This window comes from Pseudomonas zhanjiangensis (assembly GCF_041027545.1).
GTDB lineage: Bacteria > Pseudomonadota > Gammaproteobacteria > Pseudomonadales > Pseudomonadaceae > Aquipseudomonas > Aquipseudomonas zhanjiangensis.
In genome coordinates this window covers 355119-372211 of the sequence record NZ_JBFTEG010000002.1, presented here as the reverse complement: position 1 = coordinate 372211, position 17093 = coordinate 355119, and the positions used below count along the sequence as shown (strand labels likewise).

General features: G+C 63.6%; 19 protein-coding genes. All 19 read left to right on the top strand.

All coding sequences use genetic code 11. The features are described from left to right. The first annotated feature begins 8 nt into the window (after positions 1 to 8). The 19 genes from iscR (at position 9) to AB5S05_RS04145 (ending at position 17013) form a co-directional block, all read left to right on the top strand. Complete coding sequence (gene iscR, locus AB5S05_RS04235; RefSeq protein ID WP_369286213.1) at positions 9 to 500, top strand: Fe-S cluster assembly transcriptional regulator IscR; 492 nt, start codon at positions 9 to 11, stop codon at positions 498 to 500. A 48-nt stretch (positions 501 to 548) separates the two neighbouring features. Beyond that, positions 549 to 1763, top strand: a complete 1215-nt coding sequence (locus tag AB5S05_RS04230; protein WP_369286211.1) for an IscS subfamily cysteine desulfurase — start codon at positions 549 to 551, stop codon at positions 1761 to 1763. A 41-nt stretch (positions 1764 to 1804) separates the two neighbouring features. Next, the gene (iscU, locus tag AB5S05_RS04225) at positions 1805 to 2191 is read left to right on the top strand and encodes a Fe-S cluster assembly scaffold IscU (protein ID WP_369286210.1); all 387 of its coding nucleotides are present in this window, start codon (positions 1805 to 1807) and stop codon (positions 2189 to 2191) included. A gap of 12 nt (positions 2192 to 2203) precedes the next feature. Continuing rightward, on the top strand, positions 2204 to 2527 hold the full coding sequence (iscA, locus tag AB5S05_RS04220; protein ID WP_369286209.1) for an iron-sulfur cluster assembly protein IscA: 324 nt from the start codon (positions 2204 to 2206) through the stop codon (positions 2525 to 2527). An 8-nt stretch (positions 2528 to 2535) separates the two neighbouring features. Continuing rightward, the gene (gene hscB / locus AB5S05_RS04215; protein ID WP_369286208.1) at positions 2536 to 3057 is read left to right on the top strand and encodes a co-chaperone HscB; all 522 of its coding nucleotides are present in this window, start codon (positions 2536 to 2538) and stop codon (positions 3055 to 3057) included. Between the two features lie 63 nt (positions 3058 to 3120). Beyond that, on the top strand, positions 3121 to 4986 hold the full coding sequence (gene hscA, locus AB5S05_RS04210) for a Fe-S protein assembly chaperone HscA (RefSeq protein ID WP_369286207.1): 1866 nt from the start codon (positions 3121 to 3123) through the stop codon (positions 4984 to 4986). A 2-nt stretch (positions 4987 to 4988) separates the two neighbouring features. Beyond that, the gene (fdx, locus tag AB5S05_RS04205) at positions 4989 to 5327 is read left to right on the top strand and encodes an ISC system 2Fe-2S type ferredoxin (RefSeq protein ID WP_369286205.1); all 339 of its coding nucleotides are present in this window, start codon (positions 4989 to 4991) and stop codon (positions 5325 to 5327) included. Between the two features lie 24 nt (positions 5328 to 5351). Then, the gene (gene iscX, locus AB5S05_RS04200; protein WP_369286204.1) at positions 5352 to 5552 is read left to right on the top strand and encodes a Fe-S cluster assembly protein IscX; all 201 of its coding nucleotides are present in this window, start codon (positions 5352 to 5354) and stop codon (positions 5550 to 5552) included. A gap of 148 nt (positions 5553 to 5700) precedes the next feature. Continuing rightward, positions 5701 to 6132: a nucleoside-diphosphate kinase gene (gene ndk, locus AB5S05_RS04195; protein ID WP_369286203.1), complete on the top strand. Its 432-nt coding sequence runs from the start codon at positions 5701 to 5703 to the stop codon at positions 6130 to 6132. A gap of 24 nt (positions 6133 to 6156) precedes the next feature. Beyond that, positions 6157 to 7305, top strand: coding sequence for a dual-specificity RNA methyltransferase RlmN (gene rlmN, locus AB5S05_RS04190; RefSeq protein ID WP_369286202.1), 1149 nt, complete (start codon positions 6157 to 6159; stop codon positions 7303 to 7305). Positions 7306 to 7318: 13 nt separating this feature from the next. Continuing rightward, entirely contained in the window at positions 7319 to 8077 is a 759-nt protein-coding gene (gene pilW, locus AB5S05_RS04185) for a type IV pilus biogenesis/stability protein PilW (protein ID WP_369286201.1), read from the top strand. After that, positions 8077 to 9036, top strand: coding sequence for a RodZ domain-containing protein (locus tag AB5S05_RS04180; protein WP_369286200.1), 960 nt, complete (start codon positions 8077 to 8079; stop codon positions 9034 to 9036). Before pilW ends, AB5S05_RS04180 begins: the two co-directional genes overlap by 1 nt. 1 nt (position 9037) lies before the next feature. Then, entirely contained in the window at positions 9038 to 10150 is a 1113-nt protein-coding gene (ispG, locus tag AB5S05_RS04175) for a flavodoxin-dependent (E)-4-hydroxy-3-methylbut-2-enyl-diphosphate synthase (protein WP_369286199.1), read from the top strand. 20 nt (positions 10151 to 10170) lie between these two features. After that, positions 10171 to 11460, top strand: coding sequence for a histidine--tRNA ligase (gene hisS, locus AB5S05_RS04170; protein ID WP_369286198.1), 1290 nt, complete (start codon positions 10171 to 10173; stop codon positions 11458 to 11460). A 26-nt stretch (positions 11461 to 11486) separates the two neighbouring features. Further along, positions 11487 to 12131, top strand: a complete 645-nt coding sequence (locus tag AB5S05_RS04165) for a tetratricopeptide repeat protein (protein ID WP_369286197.1) — start codon at positions 11487 to 11489, stop codon at positions 12129 to 12131. After that, positions 12124 to 13275 (top strand): outer membrane protein assembly factor BamB, encoded by a 1152-nt coding sequence (bamB, locus tag AB5S05_RS04160; protein ID WP_369286196.1) that lies wholly within the window; start codon positions 12124 to 12126, stop codon positions 13273 to 13275. Before AB5S05_RS04165 ends, bamB begins: the two co-directional genes overlap by 8 nt. A gap of 115 nt (positions 13276 to 13390) precedes the next feature. Further along, the gene (gene der / locus AB5S05_RS04155) at positions 13391 to 14863 is read left to right on the top strand and encodes a ribosome biogenesis GTPase Der (RefSeq protein ID WP_369286194.1); all 1473 of its coding nucleotides are present in this window, start codon (positions 13391 to 13393) and stop codon (positions 14861 to 14863) included. A gap of 119 nt (positions 14864 to 14982) precedes the next feature. Beyond that, positions 14983 to 16131, top strand: a complete 1149-nt coding sequence (locus tag AB5S05_RS04150) for a pyridoxal phosphate-dependent aminotransferase (RefSeq protein ID WP_369286193.1) — start codon at positions 14983 to 14985, stop codon at positions 16129 to 16131. 96 nt (positions 16132 to 16227) lie between these two features. Further along, positions 16228 to 17013 carry an amidohydrolase gene (locus AB5S05_RS04145; RefSeq protein ID WP_369286192.1) on the top strand — a complete coding sequence of 262 codons (786 nt, stop codon included), beginning with the start codon at positions 16228 to 16230 and terminating at the stop codon, positions 17011 to 17013. Positions 17014 to 17093 lie beyond the last annotated feature (80 nt).

Below are 17093 nucleotides of genomic sequence, written 5' to 3'. Positions count from 1 at the left end.
CCCCCTCCATGCGACTGACCACCAAAGGCCGTTACGCCGTCACCGCCATGCTCGATCTGGCGCTGCACGCGCAGAATGGGCCGGTCTCCCTTGCCGATATTTCAGAGCGTCAGGGTATTTCCCTGTCCTATCTGGAGCAGCTGTTCGCCAAGCTGCGCCGCAGCAATCTGGTGTCCAGTGTGCGTGGCCCGGGCGGAGGCTATCAGTTGTCGCGCGACATGCGCGGGATCCAGGTGGCGCAGGTGATCGATGCGGTCAACGAGTCGGTGGATGCCACCCGTTGTCAGGGCCAGGGCGACTGCCATGGCGGGGATACCTGCCTGACCCACCACCTGTGGTGTGATCTCAGTCAGCAGATTCACGAGTTCCTCAATGGCATCAGCCTGGCCGATCTGGTGACCCGCCGTGAGGTCCAGGAAGTGGCTCAGCGCCAAGATTTGCGTCATTGCACCAGCAAAGTGCCGCTTTCAGACAAGATTGAAGCGTCCACCGTCGATTGAATATAGGGCGCCGGCCTCAGTGGTCTGCCACCTGATAGGAGAAAGTCAATGAAATTGCCGATTTACCTCGATTATTCCGCCACAACACCGGTCGATCCGCGTGTCGCGCAGAAGATGAGTGAGTGCCTGCTGGTGGATGGCAATTTCGGTAACCCGGCATCGCGCTCCCATGTGTTCGGCTGGAAGGCCGAAGAGGCCGTCGAGAATGCCCGGCGCCAGGTCGCCGAGCTGGTCAATGCCGACCCGCGCGAAATTGTCTGGACCTCGGGTGCTACCGAGTCGGACAACCTGGCGATCAAGGGTGTCGCGCATTTCTACAGCAGCAAGGGCAAGCACATCATTACCTCGAAGATCGAGCACAAGGCGGTACTCGATACCACCCGCCAGCTCGAGCGTGAAGGCTTCGAGGTGACCTACCTCGAGCCCGGCGAGGATGGCCTGATCACCCCGGCCATGGTCGAGGCTGCGCTGCGCGACGACACCATCCTGGTGTCGATCATGCACGTCAACAACGAAATCGGCACCATCAACGACATCGCCGGCATCGGCGAGCTGACTCGCTCGCGTGGCGTGTTGTTCCATGTCGATGCGGCCCAGTCGACCGGCAAGGTGGAGATCGATCTGGACAAACTCAAGGTCGACCTGATGTCCTTCTCCGCGCACAAGACCTACGGTCCCAAGGGTGTCGGCGCCTTGTACGTGCGGCGCAAGCCGCGGGTGCGCCTGGAGGCGCAGACCCATGGTGGCGGTCATGAGCGTGGCATGCGCTCCGGTACCCTGGCGACCCACCAGATTGTCGGCATGGGCGAGGCCTTCCGCATCGCCAAGGAAGAGATGGCGCAGGAGAACCAGCGCATCCTGGCCCTGCGTGATCGCTTCTACCAGCAGCTCGAGGGGCTCGAGGAGTTGTACGTGAACGGCAGCATGACGGCGCGCGTCCCGCACAACCTCAATCTCAGCTTCAATTATGTCGAGGGCGAGTCGCTGATCATGGCGCTCAAAGACCTGGCGGTGTCCTCCGGCTCGGCCTGCACCTCGGCCTCGCTGGAGCCCTCCTATGTATTGCGTGCGCTGGGCCGCAACGACGAGCTGGCGCACAGTTCGATCCGTTTCAGCTTCGGTCGTTTTACCACCGAAGAAGAAGTCGACTACGCCGCGCAGAAGGTTCGCGAGGCGGTGACCAAGCTGCGCGAGTTGTCGCCGCTGTGGGATATGTTCAAAGAGGGTGTCGACTTGTCCAAGGTCGAATGGGCGGCACACTAAAGCTGCCGATGAGCGGCGCCTGATGAGAGAGGAATAACAGCATGGCTTACAGTGAAAAGGTCATTGACCATTACGAAAACCCGCGCAACGTCGGCAAGATGGATGCGCAGGACCCCAGCGTCGGTACCGGCATGGTCGGTGCGCCGGCTTGCGGCGACGTGATGCGCCTGCAGATCAAGGTCAACGAGGCGGGTGTCATCGAGGATGCCAAGTTCAAGACCTACGGTTGTGGCTCTGCCATCGCCTCCAGTTCGCTCGCCACCGAGTGGATGAAGGGCAAGACCCTGGACGAGGCGGAAACCATCAAGAATACCCAACTCGCCGAAGAGCTGGCGTTGCCGCCGGTGAAGATTCACTGCTCGGTGCTCGCCGAGGACGCCATCAAGGCGGCCGTGCGTGACTACAAGCAGAAGAAAGGCTTGCTTTAAGGAGGTTTGTCGATGGCGATCAGCATGACCGAAGCCGCTGCCCAGCATGTGCGGCGCTCGCTGGAAGGGCGGGGCAAGGGTGAGGGTATCCGTCTGGGGGTGCGCACCACCGGCTGTTCCGGTCTGGCCTATGTGCTGGAGTTCGTCGACGAAGCCGCCGGCGAAGATCAGGTGTTCGAGAGCCACGGAGTCAAGGTGATCATCGATCCCAAGAGCCTGGTGTACCTCGACGGCACCGAGTTGGACTTCGTCAAAGAGGGCTTGAACGAGGGGTTCAAGTTCAATAACCCCAACGTGCGCGGCGAGTGTGGCTGCGGCGAAAGCTTCAATATCTGAGGTGCGTCTTGGGTAGCCCCTGTCATTTTGCCCTGTTCGAGTTGCAGCCGAGTTTTCGCCTGGATCTCGAGCAGTTGGCCGTGCGTTACCGCGAGCTGGCGCGCGGGGTGCATCCCGATCGCTTTGCCGATGCCTCCGAGCGCGAGCAGCGCCTGGCGCTGGAGCAGTCCGCGAGCCTCAATGAGGCCTATCAGACGCTCAGGCATGCGCCGTCGCGCGCGCGCTACCTGCTGGCCTTGCGCGGGGATGAACTGCCGCTGGAAGTGACCGTGCAGGATCCGGACTTCCTGCTGCAGCAGATGCATTGGCGCGAGGAGCTCGAAGAGCTGCACGACAGCGCCGACATGGCGGGCGTGGCAGTGTTCAAGAGTCGCCTGAAAGCCGCTCAGGACGAGCTGAATGAAAGCTTCGCCGTTTGTTGGGATGATCCGCAGCGCCGCGCCGAGGCCGAGCGCCTGATGCGTCGCATGCAGTTCCTCGACAAGCTTTCCCATGAGGTTCGCCAGTTGGAAGAGCGCCTCGACGATTGAGTCTCATGCAGTCGCTCTGGTGAGCCTGAAATTCCAGTTTCTAGATATAAGCATTGATTACCCATGGCCCTACTGCAGATCGCTGAGCCCGGACAGAGCCCCCAGCCACACCAGCGTCGTCTGGCGGTGGGGATTGATCTGGGTACCACCAATTCGCTGGTCGCCGCATTGCGCAGTGGCTTGTCCGAGCCACTGGCGGATGTTTCGGGACAGGTGATCCTGCCGTCGGCCGTGCGCTATCACGCCGACCGCGTCGAGGTTGGCGAGTCGGCTCGGGCGGCGGCCGCTACCGATCCGCTGAACACGGTGCTGTCGGTCAAGCGCCTGATGGGGCGTGGTGTCGAGGACGTCAAGCAGCTCGGTGAGCAGTTGCCCTATCGCTTCGTCGACGGCGAGTCGCACATGCCCTTCATCGAAACCGTGCAGGGGCCGAAGAGTCCGGTGGAGGTCTCCGCCGACATCCTCAAGGTGTTGCGCCAGCGTGCCGAAGCGACCCTGGGAGGGGAGCTGGTCGGTGCGGTGATCACGGTGCCGGCCTATTTCGACGAGGCTCAGCGCCAGGCGACCAAGGATGCCGCGCGCTTTGCCGGGCTGAATGTGCTGCGCCTGCTCAATGAACCCACCGCGGCAGCCGTGGCCTATGGCCTGGATCAGCAGGCCGAAGGCGTGGTGGCGATCTACGATCTCGGCGGTGGCACCTTCGATATCTCGATCCTGCGCCTGACCGGCGGGGTATTCGAGGTACTGGCCACCGGGGGCGACAGTGCCCTGGGTGGTGATGATTTCGATCATGCGATCGCCGGATGGATCGTCGAGCAGGCGGGCCTGTCGGCCGACCTCGATCCGGGGGCGCAGCGCAGCCTGCTGCAAACCGCTTGCGTCGCCAAGGAGGCGCTGACCAACAGCACCTCGGTGGAGCTCAGTCATGGCGCCTGGCAGGGCTTGTTGACCCGCGAGCAGTTCGGCGAGCTGATCGAGCCCATGGTGCAGCGCAGCTTGAAGGCCTGTCGCCGCGCGGTGCGCGATGCAGGCGTCGAATTGACGGAAATCGAGGCGGTGGTCATGGTCGGTGGCTCGACCCGTGTGCCGCGGGTGCGTCAGGCGGTAGCCGAGCTGTTCGGTCGCGAGCCGCTGACCGATATCGATCCGGACCAAGTGGTTGCCATCGGTGCGGCGATCCAGGCCGACACCCTGGCCGGCAACCAGCGAGGCGAGGGCGAAGAGTTGCTCCTGCTGGATGTGAACCCGTTGTCGCTTGGTCTGGAGACCATGGGTGGCCTGATGGAGAAGGTCATTCCGCGCAATACCACTATTCCGGTGGCGCGAGCGCAGGACTTCACCACCTACAAGGATGGCCAGACGGCCATGATGATTCACGTGCTGCAGGGTGAGCGCGAGCTGATCAGCGATTGCCGTTCCCTGGCGCGCTTCGAGTTGCGCGGCATCCCGCCGATGGTGGCGGGGGCGGCGAAGATTCGCGTGACCTTCCAGGTCGATGCCGATGGTCTGCTCAGCGTGGCTGCGCGCGAGCTGGCCTCGGGGGTGGAGGCGAGCATCCAGGTCAAGCCGTCCTACGGCCTGACCGACGGCGAGATCGCCCGGATGCTTACCGATTCCTTCGAGAATGCCGGTGATGACAAGGTCGCCCGCGTGCTGCGCGAGCAGCAGGTCGACGCGCAGCGCCTGCTCGAGGCCGTCGAGGCCGCTCTGCAGGCCGACGGTGAGCGCCTGCTCGAGGCCGATGAGCGTCTGGCCATCGAGGCGCAGATGGACGAGTTGCGCGAGTTGATGAAGGGCAGCGATGGCATGGCCATCGAGCAGCAGACCAAACGATTGACCCAGGTGACCGATGCCTTTGCCGCACGCCGCCTGGATGCCACGGTCAAGGCCGCACTGGCCGGCCGTAGTCTTAATGAGATTGAGGAATAAGCATGCCGCAGCTGATTTTTCTGCCCCACGCCGAACACTGTCCCGAGGGGGCGGTGATCGAAGCGCAGCCGGGTGAAACCGTGCTGGACGCAGCGCTGCGCAGCGGTATCGATATCGAGCACGCCTGCGAGAAGTCCTGTGCCTGCACCACCTGCCATGTGGTGATTCGCGAAGGCTTCGACTCCATGGAGCCCTCCGACGAACTGGAAGACGACATGCTCGACAAGGCCTGGGGGCTGGAGCCGAATTCGCGCCTGTCCTGCCAGGCGGTGATCGATCAGCAGGATCTGGTGGTGGAAATCCCCAAGTACACCATTAACCAGGTGTCCGAAGGTCACTGAGCCCTTTGGTCAAGGAGTGTCGTCATGAGTCTTAAATGGACCGATGTGCTGGAAGTCGCCATCGAGCTGGCCGAAAGCAAGCCCGATGTCGATCCGCGTTTCGTCAATTTCGTCGACCTGCATCGCTGGGTGCTGGAGCTGCCGGAGTTTTCCGACGATCCGCAGCGCGGCGGAGAGAAGGTGCTCGAGGCGATCCAGGCGGCCTGGATCGAAGAGGCGCAGTAACTCGCCGCCGCCAGGCCCGGGGCGGCTGCGACGGGGCGCATGACCCGCAGTGCGGACGCTTCGTCCTTGCTCTTATGCTTTTAACCAGAACCCGCGTATAATTCGCGGGTTTAATTTTTCGCTTTACTCACCGTTTCTGGAGTTTCACATGGCTGTTCAACGTACTTTCTCCATCATCAAGCCCGACGCCGTTGCCAAGAACGTCATTGGCGAGATCGTGACCCGCTTTGAAAAGGCCGGCCTGCGCGTCGTGGCGTCGAAGATGGTCCAGCTGTCCGAGCGCGAAGCCGCCGGTTTCTATGCCGAGCACAGCGAGCGTGGCTTCTTCAAGGACCTGGTTGCCTTCATGACTTCCGGCCCGGTGATCGTCCAGGTTCTGGAAGGTGAAGATGCCATCGCCAAGAACCGCGAACTGATGGGCGCCACCAACCCCAAGGAAGCCGCTGCTGGCACCATTCGCGCCGATTTCGCCGTTTCCATCGACGAGAACGCCGTGCACGGTTCCGACTCCGATGCCTCCGCGGCCCGCGAAATCGCCTACTTCTTCGCGACCACCGAAGTCTGCGCTCGCATTCGCTAAGGCGAGGTGAGTGAGGGTGAAGCCATGACTGAAGCTACCGGCAAAATCAATCTGTTGGGTCTGACCCAGGCAGAAATGGAGCAATTCTTCGAGCGTATCGGCGAGAAGCGCTTCCGTGCCGGCCAGGTAATGAAGTGGATTCACCACTTTGGCGTCGATGACTTCGACGCCATGAGCAATGTCGGCAAGGCCTTGCGCGAGAAGCTCAAGGCCTGTGCCGAGATTCGCGGCCCGGAAGTGGTCAGCGAAGATATTTCCACCGATGGCACGCGCAAGTGGGTGGTGCGCGTGGCGTCGGGTAGCTGCGTCGAGACCGTGTACATCCCCCAAGGCGGGCGTGGCACCCTGTGTGTTTCGTCGCAGGCCGGCTGTGCCCTGGATTGCAGCTTCTGCTCCACGGGCAAGCAGGGATTCAACAGCGACCTGAGTGCCGCCGAAGTAATCGGCCAGGTGTGGATTGCCAACAAGTCGTTTGGCAGCGTGCCGGCGAAGATCGACCGCGCCATCACCAACGTGGTGATGATGGGCATGGGCGAGCCGCTGCTGAATTTCGACAATGTGGTCGCCGCCATGCAGATCATGATGGACGACCTCGGCTACGGTATTTCCAAGCGCAAGGTGACCCTGTCCACCTCCGGCGTGGTGCCGATGATCGACAAGCTGGGCGAGGTCATCGACGTGTCGTTGGCCCTGTCGCTGCATGCGCCCAATGACGAGCTGCGCAACCAGTTGGTGCCGATCAACAAGAAGTACCCGCTGGCGATGTTGCTGGCCGCCTGCAAGCGCTATGTGGCGCGCCTGGGCGAGAAGCGCGTGCTGACCATCGAGTACACCCTGCTCAAGGATGTCAACGATAAACCCGAGCATGCTGAGCAGATGATCGCACTTCTGGCCGATGTGCCATGCAAGATCAACCTGATTCCGTTTAATCCCTTCCCCTTCTCGGGCTACGAGCGTCCGAGCAACAACGCCATTCGCCGTTTCCAGGATCTGCTGCACAAGGCCGGGCACAACGTCACCGTGCGCACCACACGCGGCGAAGACATCGATGCCGCCTGTGGGCAGCTGGTCGGCCAGGTAATGGATCGTACCCGTCGCAGCGAGCGCTACATCGCCGTCCGTGAATTGAGCAGCGAGGCCCAGACGCCGCGTTCCGACGCCAATCGAAACTGAAGAGAGGAACTCCATGACTTTGCGCCCAGCGCTGTTCTTGTTAATCGCCGGCTTGTTGGCTGGCTGTGTGTCGACCGGTGATGTCGACCCGATGAGAACCGACAAGGGCCGTGAAGAGGCGCGCGATGCCTATATCCAGCTCGGTATCGGCTATATGCAGCATGGGGCGAGCGAGCGGGCCAAGGTGCCGCTCAAGCAGGCTCTCGAACTGGACCCCTCCAGTGCCGACGCGCATGCCGCCCTGGCCCTGGTGTTTCAGGTCGAAATGGAGCCCAAACTGGCCGACCAGCACTTTCGCAAGGCCTTGTCGTCTCGTGGCGACGACCCGCGGTTGCTGAACAACTACGGCAGCTTCCTGTTCGAGCAAGAGCGCTACCAGGAAGCCCTAGAGCAATATCAGAAGGCCGCCGAGGATAACCTCTACCCGGAGCGCTCGCGGGTGTTCGAGAACCTCGGGCTGACCGCCTTGAAGCTCAAGCAGCGTGAGCAGGCCAAGACCTATTTCGAGCGTTCGCTACGGCTCAACAGCCGTCAGCCGAAGGCGCTGCTGGAAATGGCGTCGATCGCCTACGAGGACCGGGACTACGTCGCGGCCCGCCGCTATTACACCAGTTACAGCGCGTTGTCCGAGCAGAACCCCCGCAGCTTGCTGTTGGGCGCGCGCCTGGCGAAGATCTTCGAGGACCGCGACCTGGCGGCCAGTCTCGGATTGCAATTGAAACGCTTTTATCCCGGGGCGCCGGAATATCAGCAATACCTGTCGGAGCAATGATGAAAGCGGCGCATTCTGAAGTTGAAGCAGCCCAGCCCGTCAATCCCGGTGAAACCCTGCGCCAGGCCCGGGAAGCCCGGGGCTGGGAAATCGCCGAGGTGGCCAGCCAGCTCAATCTGACGTCGCAGCGCCTCGTCCAGATCGAGGACGGCGCCTTCGACAAGTTGCCGGGGCATACCTTCGCCCGCGGTTACATCCGCGCCTACGCCAAGTTGCTGGGCATGGATCAGGCCCGCCTGGTCCTGGAGTTCGACCAGTTCACCGGCAGCAATGCCGTGGGCAGCAATGTCCAGAGCCTGGGGCGGATCGAGGAGCCAGTGCGCTATTCGCAGCGCATCCTGCGCTTCGTCAGCTTCGCCCTGTTGCTGGCGCTTGCCGGTATTGGCTTCTACTGGTGGCAGGAGCGCGCCGAGCGCTTTGCCGAGGAGTCCGCGGCCATTGGCATCGAGCATGTCGAGGTCGAAGGCGCCGATGGCACGACCCAGATCCACCCCTTGGACGAGCCCGAGGACCAGGCGGTGCTGGCGGCGCAGGATTCGACCGAGTTGGAACTCTCCACGACCACCGAGGAACCGGAGATTGTCGCCGAATCCGAGCCCGCCGAAGAGCCAGCGCAAACTGCTGTCGCAGAGCAGCCAGTGGCCGCGGCCGAGCCTGCGCCTGACCAGATCGAGAGTGAGGCACCCGCACCCGCTGTGCAGCAGGTGGCCGCCGGTGAAGGCGTGGTGCAGTTGAGCTTTAGCGCCGACTGCTGGACCCAGCTGACCGACGCCAGTGGCAAGGTGCTGTACAGTGGCCTGAAGCGCGCAGGCGAGAGTCTGGAGCTCACCGGCAAGGCGCCCATGGAGCTGCGCCTGGGCTTCGCCAGAGGCGCCCAGGTCCGCTATAACGGCGAGCCTGTCGATGTTTCGCCCTTTACCACAGGCGAAACCGCACGCCTGAAGTTAGGTAGCCAGTAAGATGCATTGCGAATCTCCAATCAAGCGTCGCCCGACGCGCAAAATCTGGGTCGGCTCGGTGCCGGTGGGCGGTGATGCGCCCATCGCCGTGCAGAGCATGACCAACACCGACACCAACGATGTGGCGGCCACGGTCGCGCAGATCCGTCGTCTGCAGGATGCCGGCGCGGATATCGTCCGAGTCTCGGTGCCGGACATGGACGCCGCGGAGGCGTTCGGCAAGATCAAGCAGCAGGTCAGCCTGCCGCTGGTAGCCGATATTCACTTCGACTACCAGATCGCGCTGCGCGTGGCCGAGCTGGGCGTCGATTGCCTGCGCATCAATCCCGGTAACATCGGCCGCGAGGATCGGGTTCGGGCGGTGGTCGAAGCGGCGCGTGACCGCGGGATCCCGATCCGCATCGGGGTCAACGCCGGCTCGCTGGAAAAGGACCTGCAGAAGAAGTATGGCGAGCCGACCCCAGAGGCCCTGGTCGAGTCGGCGTTGCGCCATGTCGAGCACCTGGACCGGCTGAACTTTCCGGACTTCAAGGTCAGCGTCAAGGCCTCCGACGTGTTCATGGCGGTCGAGGCGTACAGATTGCTCGCCAAACAGATCGAGCAGCCGCTGCACCTGGGCATCACCGAGGCCGGTGGCCTGCGCTCCGGCACCGTCAAGTCGGCGGTCGGCCTGGGCATGCTGCTGGCTGAGGGCATCGGCGATACCATTCGCATCTCCCTGGCCGCCGATCCGGTCGAGGAGATCAAGGTCGGCTTCGACATCCTCAAGTCGTTGCGCCTGCGCTCGCGCGGGATCAACTTCATCGCCTGTCCGAGCTGCTCGCGGCAGAACTTCGATGTGGTCAAGACCATGAACGAGCTGGAGAGCCGGGTCGAAGACCTACTGGTGCCGCTCGATGTGGCGGTGATCGGTTGCGTGGTCAACGGCCCGGGCGAAGCCAAGGAGGCGCATATCGGTCTCACCGGCGGCAGCCCCAATAACCTCGTCTACATTGACGGCAAGCCGGCGCAGAAACTCAATAACGACAACCTGGTGGATGAACTGGAAAGGCTCATTCGCCAGAGGGCGGCCGAGAAGGTCGCTGCCGATGCGGCCCTGATTGTCCGCAGCTGATACCCGCTTAAGGATTCCTTGTGAGCAAGTCCCTGCAAGCCATTCGTGGCATGAACGACACCCTGCCCGAGCAGACCCCGCTCTGGCGCTACTTCGAAGACAGCGTCGCGCGCCTGCTCGATGGTTATGGCTACCGGCAGATTCGTATGCCGATCGTCGAGTTCACCGAGCTGTTCAAGCGCTCGATCGGCGAAGTCACCGACATCGTCGAGAAGGAGATGTATACCTTCGAGGACCGCAACGGCGACTCCCTGACCCTGCGTCCGGAAGGCACCGCTGCCTGTGTGCGCGCCGTGCTCGAGCATGGTCTGGCCGGTGGCGGGCAGACCCAGAAGCTCTGGTATATCGGCCCGATGTTTCGTCACGAGCGTCCGCAGAAGGGGCGTTATCGGCAGTTCCACCAGATCGGCGTGGAGGTCTTCAATATCGATGGCCCGGATATCGACGCCGAGCTGATCGTGCTGACCTGGCGTCTCTGGGGCCTGCTCGGTCTGCGCGACTCGGTGACCCTCGAGCTCAACAGTCTAGGCACCAGTGAGGCGCGCGCGGTCTATCGCGAGGCCCTGGTCGATTACCTACGGGCCCGTGAAGAGCTGCTCGATGAAGACAGCCGTCGCCGTCTGATCAGCAACCCGCTGCGGGTGCTCGACAGCAAGAACCCGGATACCCAGGCGCTGTTGGCCGATGCGCCGAAACTGGCGGATTACCTGGACGAGGAATCACGGGTGCATTTCGAGGGGCTGAAGGCCCGTCTGGATGCCGCGGGCGTGCCCTACGTGATCAATCCCAAGCTGGTGCGTGGTCTGGACTACTACAGCAAGACCGTGTTCGAGTGGGTCACCGACCAGCTCGGCGCCCAGGGCACCGTGTGTGCCGGTGGTCGCTACGATGGTCTGGTCGAGCAGATGGGCGGCAAGCCGACCCCGGGCGTGGGCTTCGCCATGGGCATCGAGCGCCTGGTGTTGCTGCTCGAGACCCTGGACAAGGTGCCTGCGGAGATATTCCGTCAGGTCGATATCTACCTGTGTGCCTTTGGCGAGCCGGCCGAACTGGCGGCGCTGGCCCTGGCCGAGCGTTTGCGCGATCAACTGCCGGGGCTGCGCCTGCAGGTCAACGCCGGCGCCGGCAGTTTCAAGAGCCAGTTGAAGAAGGCCGACAAGAGTGGTGCGCTCTATGCCCTGGTCCTGGGTGAAGACGAACTGGCCCAGCAAGTGGTAGGTTGCAAGCCGCTGCGGGATCAGGGTGAGCAACAAAGCATTGCCTGGGACGCTCTTGCCGAGCGTCTGGCGACCTGCCTCGAGCAGGCTTAAGCGATTTAGCGAATAGGAGTACTGGGGTGGTTTCGCGTACCGAAGAAGAAGAGCTGGCGGTAATCAAGGAGTGGTGGGCGCGCAACGGTCAGCCGCTGCTCACCGGTAGTGTCCTGGCGCTGGTCATCGTATTTGGCTGGCAGGGCTGGCAGAAATACCAGACCAATCAGGCCGAAGGGGCGTCGCAGCTCTACCAGCAGCTGCTGGAAACCGCACTGAACCCGAGCGGCGAGCCCGATGCGGCCAAGGTGGCCGAACTGGCCAACCGGCTCAAGAACGATTTCGCCGGCAGCCATTACGCCCAGTACGGCCGTCTGTTCGTCGCCAAGGTGGCGGTCGAGGCCGGCGAGCCGGCGGATGCCGTGGCCGAGCTGGAGGCGATCATCGCCGAGCCCGCGGACGATAACCTGGCCGAGCTGGCGCGTCAGCGCCTGGCGCGCGTGCTGGCGTCCCAGGACAAGACCGCAGAGGGGCTGGCGCTGCTCGAGGCCGATGTCGATCAGGCCTACCTGGCCAGCCGTGAAGAACTCAAGGGCGACCTGCTGGTGCTGCTGGGGCGCAACGACGAGGCACATGCTGCCTACATGAAGGCCAAGGCGGCGCTTTCCGAAGACGCCGCCGTGGGTGGTTTGCAAATGAAGCTCGACGACCTGGCGAAAGGGGATGCGTGACGTGATGCGCTGGAAGAATGTCGCACTGCTGGCCCTGGCCGTATTGGTCGTGGGCTGCAGCAGCAATAGCAAGAAGGAATTGCCGCCGGCCGATCTGCCCGACTTCGAAGAGGAGGTGCGGCTGGACAAGCAATGGAGCCGCTCGATCGGCGAAGGCCAGGGCGAGACCTTCAACATGCTGGTGCCCGCCGTCGACGGCGAGCAGATCTATGCGGCCGATGTCGAAGGCCTGGTCATGGCGCTCGATCGCAAGAGCGGCGACCTGATCTGGAAGCAGGACCTCGAACTGCCGGTTTCCGGGGCGGTCGGTGCCGGCTACGGTCTGGTGGTGCTGGGCACCCTGAAGGGCGAGGTGATTGCTCTGGATGCCGGCTCCGGCGAGGAAAAGTGGCGGGCGCGGGTGACCAGCGAAGTGCTGGCGGCGCCTGCGGTCAATGCCGATGTGGTGCTGGTGCAGACCCAGGATGACCGTCTGATTGCCTTCGATGCCGACACCGGCGCCCAGCGCTGGATCTACGAGAGCACCCCGGCGGTGCTGACGCTGCGCGGTACCGGCAGCCCGGTGCTGACCAACCGCCTGGCCATTGCCGGCTTGTCCAGCGGCAAGGTCGTTGCCCTCGATGCCCAGCGCGGCCTGCCGGTATGGGAGCAGCGCGTGGCGATTCCGCAGGGGCGCTCCGAACTGGATCGGGTGGTCGACATCGACGGTGGCCTGCTGCTTTCCGGCGGCACCCTCTACGCGGTCAGCTACCAGGGCCGGGTTGCCGCGTTGAACCTGCAGGACGGACGGATTCTTTGGCAGCGTGAAGCCTCCAGCTCGGTGGGCGTCGCTCAGGGCTTCGGCAACGTCTATGTCAGCCTGGCCAGCGGCACCGTCGAAGGCATCGATGAGCGTTCGGCTTCGGCGCTCTGGAGCAACGACGCCCTGGCGCGTCGTCAGCTGTCGGCGCCCGAAGTGTTCTCCAGCTATGTGGCGTTCGGCGACCTGGAAGGCTACCTGCACCTGATCAGCCAGGTGGATGGGCGTTTCGTCGGTCGCGTGCGGATCGACAGCGACGGCCTGCGTGCACGTCCGCTGGTGGTTGGCGACTGGCTCTACGCCTTCGGTAACGGCGGCAAGCTGGTGGCGCTGACCATCCGCTGAGGCCTTGGCTATGCTGCACAGCGGGATGCTGTGCGGCCTGGCCGCTGCAATGAATTCCGGCCGCTGCCCATGCAGCGGCTTTTGTATTTTCTGAAATAACGAAGTGGAGAGCCTAATGGTTCCCGTAATTGCCCTGGTGGGCCGCCCGAACGTCGGCAAGTCCACCCTGTTTAACCGCTTGACCAAGTCCCGCGACGCGATTGTCGGCGACCTGTCTGGTCTGACCCGAGATCGCCAGTACGGCGAGGCCAAGTGGCAGGGGCGAACCTATATCGTCATCGACACCGGGGGTATTTCCGGTGATGAAGAGGGTATCGATGCGAAGATGGCCGAACAGTCCCTGCAGGCCATCGAAGAGGCCGATGCGGTGCTGTTCCTGGTCGATGCACGGGCCGGCCTGTCGGCTTCCGATCAGATGATTGGCGAGCACCTGCGCCGACGCAACAAGCACAGCTTTCTGGTGATCAACAAGGTCGACAACCTCGACACCGACCTGGCCCGCGCGGAGTTCGCCAGCATGGGCATGGGCGAGTCGCTGGCGATCGCCGGTGCCCATGGTCGCGGCATCACCCAGATGCTCGAAGCCGTGCTCGGTTCCTTCCCCAAGGACGCCGACGCGCCGGAAGAGGGCGAGGCCGAAGAGGTCGTGCTGGAAGGCGAGGAAGCCAAGCGCATCCCCGGGCCGAGCGAGAAGGACGGCATCAAGCTGGCGATCATCGGTCGGCCCAACGTCGGCAAGTCGACCCTGGTCAACCGCATGCTCGGCGAGGAGCGGGTGATCGTCTATGACCAGGCCGGCACCACCCGCGACAGCATCTATATCCCCTTCGAGCGCGACGGCGAGAAGTACACCCTGATCGACACCGCCGGCGTGCGCCGACGCGGCAAGATCTTCGAGGCGGTGGAAAAGTTTTCGGTGGTCAAGACTTTGCAGGCGATCCAGGACTCCAACGTGGTGGTGTTCGTCATGGACGCCCGCGAAGGCGTGGTCGACCATGACCTCAACCTGCTCGGCTTCGTCCTGGAAAGCGGCCGTGCCCTGGTGATCGCCCTGAACAAGTGGGACGGCATGGAGCCCAGCGAGCGCGACTACGTGAAGACCGAGCTGCAGCGCCGGCTGTTCTTCGTCGACTTCGCCGACATCCACTTCATCTCGGCGTTGCATGGCACCGGCGTGGGCAATCTGTACAAGTCGGTGCAGGCCTCGTTCCAGTCGGCGATCACCCGCTGGCCGACCAACCGCCTGACCCAGATTCTCGAAGATGCGGTCAGCGATCATGCGCCGCCCATGGTCAACAATCGCCGGATCAAGCTGCGCTATGCCCACCTGGGCGGCGCCAACCCGCCGCTGATCGTGATCCATGGTAACCAGGTCGAAAGGGTTCCCAAGGCCTATGTGCGCTATCTGGAGAATACCTATCGGCGGGTGTTGAAGCTGGTCGGCACGCCGATTCGCATCGAGTTCAAGGGCGGTGAAAATCCCTACGAGGGCAACAAGAACACCCTCACCGACCGCCAGGTGAACAAGAAGCGCCGCCTGATGAGCCACCACAAGAAGGCCGAGAAGAAGCGCAAGGACAAGCGCTGAGCAGCGCCTGAGTCGTGTTGAAAAAGGCACCTGCGGGTGCCTTTTGCGTCTCTGCCGGGATCGGCTATCCTGCGCCAACCACGGCGCCGGACCGGCGTGCCGAGCAGCAGGAACGGCCCATGATCAACAGCAAACTGCCCAACGTCGGCACCACCATCTTCACCCGCATGTCGCAGCTCGCCGGCGAGTGCGGTGCGCTCAACCTGTCCCAGGGCTTCCCCGATTTCGACGGCCCGCCGGCACTGCGCGAGGCCGTCGGCCGGCATGTCGCCGCCGGCCATAACCAGTACGCGCCCATGACCGGCCTGCCGGCGCTGCGCGAGCAGGTCGCGGCGAAGATCGCCCGCTGCTACGGCCGCACGGTCGATGCGGACAGCGAGGTGACCATCACCCCAGGCGCCACGGAGGCGATCTTCTGTGCGATCCAGGCGCTGATCCAGCCGGGTGACGAGGTGATCGTCTTCGATCCCTGCTACGACAGCTACGAGCCCTCGGTGCAGCTGGCGGGCGGCCACTGCAGACATGTGCCGCTGACGCTGCCGGACTTCGCCATCGATTGGCAGGTGCTGAGCGATGCGCTGAGCGCAAAGACTCGCCTGATCATCCTCAACAGCCCACACAACCCGAGCGGCGCGCTGATCTCGCGGGATCAGCTGGATCGGCTGGCGGAACTGATTCGCGGCCGCGACCTCTACCTGATCAGCGACGAAGTCTACGAGCACCTGGTCTTCGACGGCGTCAGGCACGCCAGCGTGCTGGCCCATGAAGAGCTGTACCGGCGCGCCTGGGTGGTCAGCTCGTTCGGCAAGACCTATCACGTCACCGGCTGGAAGACCGGCTACGTGGTGGCGCCGCCGACGCTGAGTGCCGAGCTGCGCAAGGTGCACCAATACGTCAATTTTTGCGGAGTGACGCCGCTGCAGTGGGCGCTGGCCGATTTCATGGCCGAGCAGCCGGCGCATGTCGAGGCGCTGCCGGCCTTCTATCAGGCCAAGCGCGACCTGTTCTGCGACCTGCTGATCGACTCGCGTTTCGCCCTGGCGCGGGCCCCCGGTACCTACTTCCAGCTGGTCGACTACTCGGCGATCCGCGACGATCTGGAGGATGTGGCGATGGCCGAGTGGCTGACCCGCGAGCATGGCGTGGCCAGCATACCGGTCTCGGTGTTCTACCAGCAGCCGCCCAAGGACCTGCGCCTGGTGCGCCTGTGTTTCGCCAAGCGCGAAGACACCTTGCGCCAGGCGGCGCAGAGACTATGTGCGGTGTAAGGCGCGCGGCTACTGCGTGGCGAGCTGCGCAGCGTTTTCCATTGCGAGCCGGTGGCTGTGAACGGCGAGCGCCACCCTTCGAAGCAGGTAAGCCCGATGCACGATAAAGCCGATCTCGAGTTGGTGCTGATCCAGACCGAACTGGCCTGGCAGGATCCGGCAGCCAACCGCGCCCATTTCCAGGGCTTGCTGACGCAGGCCCGGGGCGCCGACCTGGTGGTGCTGCCGGAGATGTTCAGCACTGGCTTCTCCATGGACTCGGCGAAGCTCGCCGAGCCGGAGGATGGTCCGTCGACCCAATGGCTGCTGGAGCAGGCGGCGGCGCTGGGGGCGGTGATTACCGGCAGCCTGATCATCCAGGCCGCCGATGGCAGCTACCGCAATCGCCTGCTCTGGGCGCGACCGGACGGCAGCCTGGCGCACTACGACAAGCGCCACCTGTTTCGCATGGCCGGCGAGCACAAGTACTACGCCGCCGGCGAGCAGCAGGTGCTGCTGGAGCTCAAGGGCTGGCGGATTCGTCCGCTGATCTGCTATGACCTGCGCTTTCCGGTGTGGAGCCGCGACCCGCAGGGTACAGACCTGCTGCTCTATACCGCCAACTGGCCGGCGGCGCGGCGCCAGCACTGGAACCGCTTGCTGCCGGCGCGGGCGATCGAGAACCTGTGCTACCTGGCCGCGGTGAACCGCATCGGGGTGGATGGCAAGGGCCATCCCTACAGCGGCGATTCCCAGGTGCTGGATTTCCAAGGCGAACCACTATTGGCGGCGGAAGCGGCGGACGGGGTGTTCCGGGTCAGCCTGTGCGCGGCCGACCTGGTCGCCTACCGCGAGCGTTTCCCGGCTCATCTGGATGCCGATGACTTCAGTCTGAACCTGTAGCCTGGGGCTCGCTGAGCGCGATTCAGGCTACCGATAGAAAAACGCCGGGCAGTGCCCGGCGCTCTTGTGACTGGATCTGC